Origin of the sequence: Kribbella sancticallisti, assembly GCF_039530625.1 — a bacterium.
GTDB classification, from domain to species: Bacteria; Actinomycetota; Actinomycetes; order Propionibacteriales; family Kribbellaceae; genus Kribbella; species Kribbella sancticallisti.
The window spans coordinates 232816-240239 of the sequence record NZ_BAAAOS010000017.1; the positions used below are offsets into that span (position 1 = coordinate 232816).

6 protein-coding genes and 1 pseudogene are annotated in these 7424 nt (G+C 69.5%); 4 read left to right on the plus strand and 3 right to left on the minus strand.

Annotated elements, in window-relative coordinates; all coding sequences use genetic code 11:
• Positions 1 to 5: 5 nt before the first annotated feature.
• Positions 6 to 1886 carry a sensor histidine kinase gene (locus ABD255_RS08775; RefSeq protein WP_344211713.1) on the minus strand — a complete coding sequence of 627 codons (1881 nt, stop codon included), beginning with the start codon at positions 1884 to 1886 and terminating at the stop codon, positions 6 to 8.
• Complete coding sequence (locus tag ABD255_RS08780; RefSeq protein ID WP_344211715.1) at positions 1876 to 2589, minus strand: response regulator transcription factor; 714 nt, start codon at positions 2587 to 2589, stop codon at positions 1876 to 1878. Before ABD255_RS08780 ends, ABD255_RS08775 begins: the two co-directional genes overlap by 11 nt.
• A 112-nt stretch (positions 2590 to 2701) precedes the next feature.
• Between ABD255_RS08780 and ABD255_RS08785 the strand changes: the two genes are divergently transcribed.
• The 4 genes from ABD255_RS08785 (at position 2702) to ABD255_RS08800 (ending at position 7216) form a co-directional block, all read left to right on the plus strand.
• The gene (locus ABD255_RS08785; protein ID WP_344211717.1) at positions 2702 to 3787 is read left to right on the plus strand and encodes a hypothetical protein; all 1086 of its coding nucleotides are present in this window, start codon (positions 2702 to 2704) and stop codon (positions 3785 to 3787) included.
• The gene (locus ABD255_RS08790) at positions 3784 to 5082 is read left to right on the plus strand and encodes a peptidoglycan-binding protein (RefSeq protein ID WP_344211719.1); all 1299 of its coding nucleotides are present in this window, start codon (positions 3784 to 3786) and stop codon (positions 5080 to 5082) included. The genes ABD255_RS08785 and ABD255_RS08790 overlap by 4 nt, the downstream gene beginning before the upstream one ends.
• Positions 5079 to 5771, plus strand: coding sequence for an ABC transporter ATP-binding protein (locus ABD255_RS08795; protein ID WP_344211721.1), 693 nt, complete (start codon positions 5079 to 5081; stop codon positions 5769 to 5771). Before ABD255_RS08790 ends, ABD255_RS08795 begins: the two co-directional genes overlap by 4 nt.
• Before the next feature lie 92 nt (positions 5772 to 5863).
• Positions 5864 to 7216 carry an ABC transporter permease gene (locus tag ABD255_RS08800; protein ID WP_344211723.1) on the plus strand — a complete coding sequence of 451 codons (1353 nt, stop codon included), beginning with the start codon at positions 5864 to 5866 and terminating at the stop codon, positions 7214 to 7216.
• Between the two features lie 4 nt (positions 7217 to 7220).
• Here the strand turns inward: ABD255_RS08800 and ABD255_RS08805 are convergent.
• Positions 7221 to 7424: pseudogene (locus ABD255_RS08805) on the minus strand (MFS transporter); the annotation flags it as partial.

Consider the following 7424-nt stretch of genomic DNA (forward strand, 5'->3'; position numbering starts at 1 on the left):
GCAGTCTAGAGGCGGTCTGCTGCCCCCGGCGGACGGCTGGGGAGGTGGATGGTGAAGGTCGAGCCGTGCGACGGCCGGCTGGTGACGGTGATGGTGCCGTCGTGGGCTTCGACCAGGTGCTTGGTGATCGCCAGGCCGAGTCCGCTGCCGCCGGTGGTCCGGCTGCGGGAGTGCTCGACCCGGTAGAAGCGGTCGAAGAGGTGCGGTAGATGCTCGGCCGCGATCCCGGTGCCGTTGTCGACGACGGTCAGGTTGTACCCGTCACCAACCCGCCGTACGCCGACCACCACCTTTCCCTCGGCCGCGGTGAACCGGATGGCGTTGGAGACCAGGTTGCCCAGCGCCTGCCGGATCCGGGCGTGGTCCACGACGGCCGGCGCCGGCCCTGGAGCCTCGGCGATCAGGGCGACTCCGGCGGCTTCAGCGGCAGGCCGGTGGGCCGCGACGACCTGCTGAGCCAGGTCGGAGAGATCCCGCAACTCCGGATGCACCCGCAACTTGCCCGCATCCGCCAGAGCCAGGTCCTGCAGATCCACCACCAGTCGTTCGAGTAGCCCGGCCTCCTCCAGCAGCGACGTCACCAGCTCCCGGTCGAGCGGAACCACGCCGTCCTCGGAGGCGACCAGGTAGCCCTTGATGTTCGCGAGCGGAGTACGGAGTTCGTGCGCGACGTCGCTGACCATCGCCTTGCGCTGGTGGTCGTGGTGCTGGATCGACTCGGCCATCGCGTTGAAGGCATGCCCGAGCCGGGCCACCTCGTCCCGCCCGGTCACCGGGACTCGGGCTGCGTGATCCCCGTTCGTCATCCGCTGGGCCGCCCCGGTGAGAGCAAGGATCGGCCGGACCAGGCGCCGCCCGGCGAACACCATGACCAGAGCCGCGATCAGGAGCACGCCGAGCGCTGTGGCCGCAGTACGGGCCAGGCCTTCGCCGGAGAAGACGTTGAAGCTGTTCTTGGCGCCGAGATAGAGCCGCGCCTCGGGAGCGACGTACGGTGCGAACGCCTCGGTGCGGGCCGTCGCCACGCAGTCGGTGAAAGTATTCGTCAACGCCGTCTTGTCGACCGGAGTGACGACCTGGAGACCGGCGACCTGGCTGAGGTCGTACTTCTCCCCAGCCGCGTCGAGGCAGTCGGTCGCCCGGCGGACCTCGTCGTCGTTGACCTTCTTCGCCTTCGCGCTCGGCGCGTAGAGGCCCGCGGGCAAACACGGATCCGACTGGAGCGTGGTCGCCTTGGGGTACCCCATCACGGTGGTTCCGTCGGCTGTCTCGCCGATCTCGACGGACACCTGGGGAGCGCCGCCGACACCGGTGACGACCGTCGCCTTCTTGTCCTGCGCCTGCCAGCAGGCCGCGGCCTTGTCCGCCAGCGCATCCCGCTGCCGCTTCTCCTCGTCGGTCAGACCCCACTCCTGGGATCCGCCGTACCGGCTGCCGATCGCGACCCCGGCCCTCGCTGTCTTCCAGGGCGGGGCCTCCACCACGTCGAGCTTGCTGACCGCGCTCACGAACATCCCGTTGCCCTGCTGCTTGGCGTTGATTGTTGCCGCCGGCACCGAGGGCAGCTCCGGACCGGCGCCGAGCATCCGGGCCGAGTCGGCGATCACCGTGCCGTCCGTCTCGGTCAGGGCGATCCGCCGGCCGGACTCGTCGGCCATCGACCTGACCAGTTTGTCGACGCCCGCCCAGGTGGCGTGGTCGGCGGCGTACTCGGTGAGGCGGCCGTAGATGTCGCCGTCGACCTGGAGCTGGGAGGTGTTCGCGTCGAGCTCGCCCTGGAGCTTCTCCGAGGTGCTGTAGGTGGCGATCACGGCGGTGGCGATCACCGCGCCCAGGGCCACCGCCAGCGAGAGCCCGAGAAATCTGACCAGGACGCTACGACGCATCGGAAGCCACCACCTTGTCCGCGAGCTTGTAGCCGACGCCGTACACGGTCTTCAGGTACGCCGGGCTGGCCGGCGCGGGCTCGATCTTCTTGCGCAGGTTCATCACGTGCACGTCGATCGTCCGGTCGAACACGTAGTGGTCGAACCCGAAGGCGTGCTCCAGCAACTGCTGCCGGGAGAACGCGCGGCCGGGGGAGGCGGCCAGGCAGGCGAGGATCTTGAACTCGGCCGGGGTGACCTCGACGAGTTCGTCCTCCAGCCGTACCTCGTGCCGGACCGGGTCGATCTCGAGCCCGCCGACCCGGTACACCTCGCCCTCGGCCCGGCTCCGGGTCCGGCGCAGTACGGTGCGGACCCGGGCGACGAGTTCGCGCGGGTTGTACGGCTTGGTCAGGTAGTCGTCGGCGCCCAGGTCGAGGCCGAGCAGCAGGTCGTCCTCGGTGGACCGCGCGGTGAGCATGATGATCGGGACATCCCGACCAACGGCACCGTCGGCCCGCAGTACGCGGCAGACGTCGAGGCCGTCGACCTTCGGCATCATCACGTCGAGCACCAGCAGGTCGGGGCTGCGCCGGCGGGCCTCGTCGATGGCGGCCCGGCCGTCGTGCACGACGACGGTCAGATGGCCCTCTCGCTCGAGATAGCGTCGGATCAGCTCCGCCTGCTTCCGGTCGTCTTCGGCGACGAGAATCCGGGCTGGCATGCCCCTCACTGTCCACGATCTTGATGAGATTTCGATGAAGATCGGCTGAGAGCATCGGGTGCTGATCGGTCCTTCACAGGTTCTTCACGGCCCGCCCGCCACGCTCCACGGCATGAAGAACTCACGCAAAGCACCAGTGCCCCGCGTCGGACCACTCGCGCTGGTCGCCGTTCTGGCGCTGGCCGGCTGCGGGATCGTCAACAGTCCGGCGGCGGACAAGGAACCGACCGAGAGCGACGGAAAGAGCCCGCTCGCGGAGTACATGGGCGAAGGGTTCATGAGCAGCGCCGGCGGCGGGATGATGCGGGCGACCCGGATCGGCGGCGGTCAGGAGTCCTCCGAGGAGCAACTGGCCAAGCAGCGCAAGGTCGAGGACGCGACCGCCAAGTGCATGCAGGCGGCCGGCTTCCAGTACGTCGCGGTGCCGCCGGAGTCGAACCCGAAGTCCAAGTTCGACGACGCCTTCAACCTGCCGCCGGACAAGTTCGCCGAGCAGTACGGCTACGGCATCAGCACGATCGACTGGTCCAAGCCGGGCGGCGAGGACGACGACAACCCCAACACCAAGATCCGCAACGCGCTGTCGGCGACCGCCAAGAAGGCCTACGACAAGGCGCTGAACGGTCCGCACGCGACCGGCGACGGCAACGTGGTGGCGGTGCCGGCCGACGGCAAGGGCAACAACGAGGTGACCGACATGGGCTGCCGCGGCAAGGCGGCCGAGGAGGTGTTCGGCAAGGGCGAGAACAAGCTGGACGACTTCAAGAAGTTCGAGTCCCTGTTCAAGGACCTGGAGGCGCTGCGCAAGCGGATCGACGCCGACCAGCGGGTGGTCGACGCCACCTCGGCCTGGGCGGACTGCCTCGCCGATGCCGGGCACGCCGGCTTCAAGAAGGTTGCCGAGCCGCGGGACAAGATCGGCAAGAAGCTGGAAGAGCTGACCGGTGCGGGCAAGGGGAAGGGCAACCCGGGCGGGCCGGCGGTCATCACCGGACCGCCGTCGTTCGACAAGGTCGACGCCCAGAAGCTCGCCGACCTGCGCAAGGAGGAGATCGAGCTGGCCAAGGCCGACCAGGGCTGCAAGTCGAAGGTGTACGACGAGCCGTACAAGAAGGCGCAGTACGAGCAGGAGAAGGAGTTCGTGACCGCGAACAAGACTCAGCTCGAGCAGTACCGCGACGCGGTGTCGGAGCGATGACCGCTTCACCCAAGTCCCGTCGGAGGGTGTTGGTCGGGGTGTCCGCGGTGGCCACGCTCTCGCTGGGCGTGGGCGCCGCCGCGGGCAGCCGGTTGATGTCGCCGGAGGACGCAGCCGCCAAGACAGCGCCGCCGAAGGCCTCCCAGATCACCGTGCCGGTGGAGAAGAAGGCGTTGTCCAGCAAGGTCGTCGCTCGCGGCGACACCTCGTTCGACGGAGCGGTGAACGTGCGGATCGAGACCAGCAGCCTGAAGACGCCGGCCGTGGTGACGGGGAAGGTGCCGAAGGTCGGGTCGACGATCCAGGAGGGCAAGGTGCTGCTGGAGATCGCCGGTCGCCCGGTGATCGGCCTGGCCGGAGTACTGCCGATGTATCGCTCGCTGGCGCCGGGCTCCAAGGGCCCGGACGTGCTGCAGTTGGAGCAGACCCTCGACCGGCTCGGCTACGACCCGGGCACCGTCGACACGAAGTACGACAGCAGTACTGCGCGCGCGGTCGAGGAGCTCTACGAAGCGGCGGGATACGAGGCGCCCGAGCCCGATGAGCAGCTCAGCCAAGCCGTGGAGGGCGCCGACAAGGGCGTTGACGCGGCCAAGAACGCGCTTCGGCAGGCACAAGCTGCCCTCAAGCAGGCCAAGGCCGGCCCAGGCAAGGGTGACACCTCGGTCCAGCAGGGCGCGGTCGACGACGCCGAGGAGAATCTGGCCGACGCTCAAGAAGCTCTGAACGAGGCCCAGTTCAAGGCCGGTACGCCGTTGCCAGTGGCCGAGGTGGTCTTCATCAAGACGCTGCCCCGCCGGGTGGACGACGTGAAGGTCGAGCGCGGCGGCACTGTGAACGGCGTGGTGATGTCGGCCAGCGGTGCCTCGCTGGTGGTCACGGTGAAGGTCGATGCCGCCACCAAGGAACGGCTCAAGGCCGGGATGCCGGCCAGCCTCGACCTCGGCGACGGCACCCTCGTGCCCGCCACGGTCCGCCGGATCACCCGCACCGCGGACCAGTTCGACGTGGTGGTCGCGCCGAAGTCGCTCACCGCCGCCCAGTTGGAACGCCTGCGCGAGGCGAACGTGAAGGTCACCATCCCGGTCAAGAGCACCAGTGGCAAGGTGCTCGCCGTCCCGGTCGCCGCGTTGTCGGCCGGTTCCGACGGCGGTTCCCGCGTTGAGGTACTGCGGGACGGCAAGGTCGAGCTGATCCCGGTCACGGTCGGGCTGTCGGCGGACGGATACGCCCAGGTGACGCCGTCCGGCGACGCCCAGTTGACCGAGGGCGACCAAGTGGTGGTCGGACGATGACCGCGACGGCGGTGGCGCTGCCGGCACCGGTGGTGGAGATGATCGGGGTGCGGCGCTTCTTCCCCGGGCCGCCCGAGGTGCAGGCGATCCGGGAGGTCGATCTGACCATCGGACAGGGCGAGTACCTGTCCATCGTCGGCCCGTCCGGCTCCGGCAAGTCGACCTTGTTGCATCTGCTCGGGCTGCTCGACAACCCGACCGGCGGGATCTATCGGCTGGACGGCGTCGACACGCTCAGCCTGCGCGAGCGGCGCCGCGCAGTACTGCGGGGTGAGCGGATCGGGTTCGTCTTCCAGTCGTTCCACCTGCTCGATCACCGCACGGTGCTGGAGAACGTCGCGCTCTCGATGGTGTACGTCGGTGTGCCGCGGCGCGAGCGGATGGCGCGAGCCCGGGTGGCGCTGGAGCGGGTTGGGCTGGCTCACCGGATGGACTTCGGGCCGTCCACGCTCTCGGGTGGTGAACGGCAGCGGGTGGCGATCGCCCGGGCGCTGGTCGCTGAACCGAGTCTGCTGCTCGCGGACGAGCCGACCGGAAACCTGGACAGTGCCAATGCGGAGGCGATCCTCGAAGTGTTCGACGAGTTGCACCACGAGGGCATGACGCTCGCGGTGATCACCCACGACGACCACGTCAGCCGCCGGGCCCAACGCCAGGTCCGCATCGTCGATGGGACCCTCCAGTGGTAACCCCCCAAGCAGGCCCCCCGGATCCCGCCGGCGGGCCGTCCACTTCCCGCCCCACCCGGCTCCTTCGCCGGGCTCGCCTCGCCCTCGCCGGTGTGGTCCGCCGAGCCTCCGGCTCCGGCAGGCGGCCAGCCTCACCCACCGCTGGCCCCGCCGCTCCACCCGCCGGACTGCGCCGCCGTCGGCGGTGGCGGGCGTCGGCGGACGCGGCGCCCGGCCGGGAGCGCCGCGGGCGCAAGCGGCGGCTTGCCACCGGGCCCGCAGTACGGGATTTGCTGGATGAGGCGCTGGCCGGCGTGGCGGCTCGGCCTACGCGGTTGGTGCTGACCACGCTCGGCACAGTGCTCGGAATCGCAGCCTTGGTAGGAACGGTAGGACTAGGGCAGACAGCAGCCGGGCAGATCACCCAACGGTTCGACCTCGCCGCCGCCACCCGCGTCGTCGTCGCACCGGACGACAAGGGCGAGGGCGAAGCCGCGGCACAACTGCCCTGGGACGCACCCGACCGCATCGCCCGCCTCAACGGCGTCGACGCGGCCGGCACCGTGAGCCAACTCGACGTCGGCGACGACCTGGTCCGGAGCGTCAGCGGGCTGGAGGGCCAGAAGAACGGCCACGCCCTCCAGGTGATGGCGGGATCACCCGGCCTCTTCGACGCGGTCCGGGGAAGCCTGCGCACCGGCCGGTTCTTCGACGCCGGCCATGATCGGCGCGCGGACCGGGTCGTCGTCCTGGGCAAGCACGCGGCGGAGCGGCTCGGGATCAACCGGGTCGACTCCCAGCCGGCCGTCTTCATCGGCGACCAGGCGTACACCGTGATCGGCATCCTCGAGTCGGTCAGCGGCAAGGCCGAACTGCTGGACGCGGTGATCATGCCGAACGGCACCGCCAAGCTCGCCTACGACCTGACCGCACCGGACGCGCTCGAGATCCGTACCGCGGTCGGTGCCGCCCAGTTGATCGCCAAGCAGGCGCCGATCGCGATCGCACCGAACAACCCGAGCGCTTTGACGGTGGACGCGCCACCGACGCAGGGCGGAGTACGCAAGGGCGTGGAGTCCGACCTGAACGCGCTGTTCCTCCTCCTCGGAGCGGTCGCGCTGCTGGTCGGCGGTCTCGGCATCGCCAACGTGACCCTGCTCTCCGTGCTGGAACGCATCTCGGAGATCGGCCTGCGCCGCGCTCTCGGAGCGGCTCGCCGGCACGTCGCGGCGCAGTTCCTGGTCGAAAGCGTGATCGTCGGCTTCCTCGGCGGCCTACTAGGTACTGCGGTCGGCGTTCTGCTGACCGTAGGCGTCTCGTGGATGCGCGACTGGACGCCGATCCTCGACAACCGGCTGACCTTCGGAGCTCCGCTGCTGGGTGCGCTCATCGGCCTCATAGCTGGCACCTACCCCGCCTGGAAGGCCTCGGCCATCCAACCGATCACCGCCCTGCGCGGAACCTAGTGTTCTAGGCCGGCAGCGGTTCCTTGGCGGAGAAGTGGGAGTACGCGAAGGCGGTCAGGAGGAAGCCGAGCACCACGAACGTGAGGACCGGGTAGGACTTTCCGTCGTCGGGCAGGATGACGGCGCCGAGGGCGGCGGCGGAGACCTGCCCGACGTTGAAGATCATGTCGTAGAGGGAGAACACGCGGCCCCGGTAGACGTCGTCGAC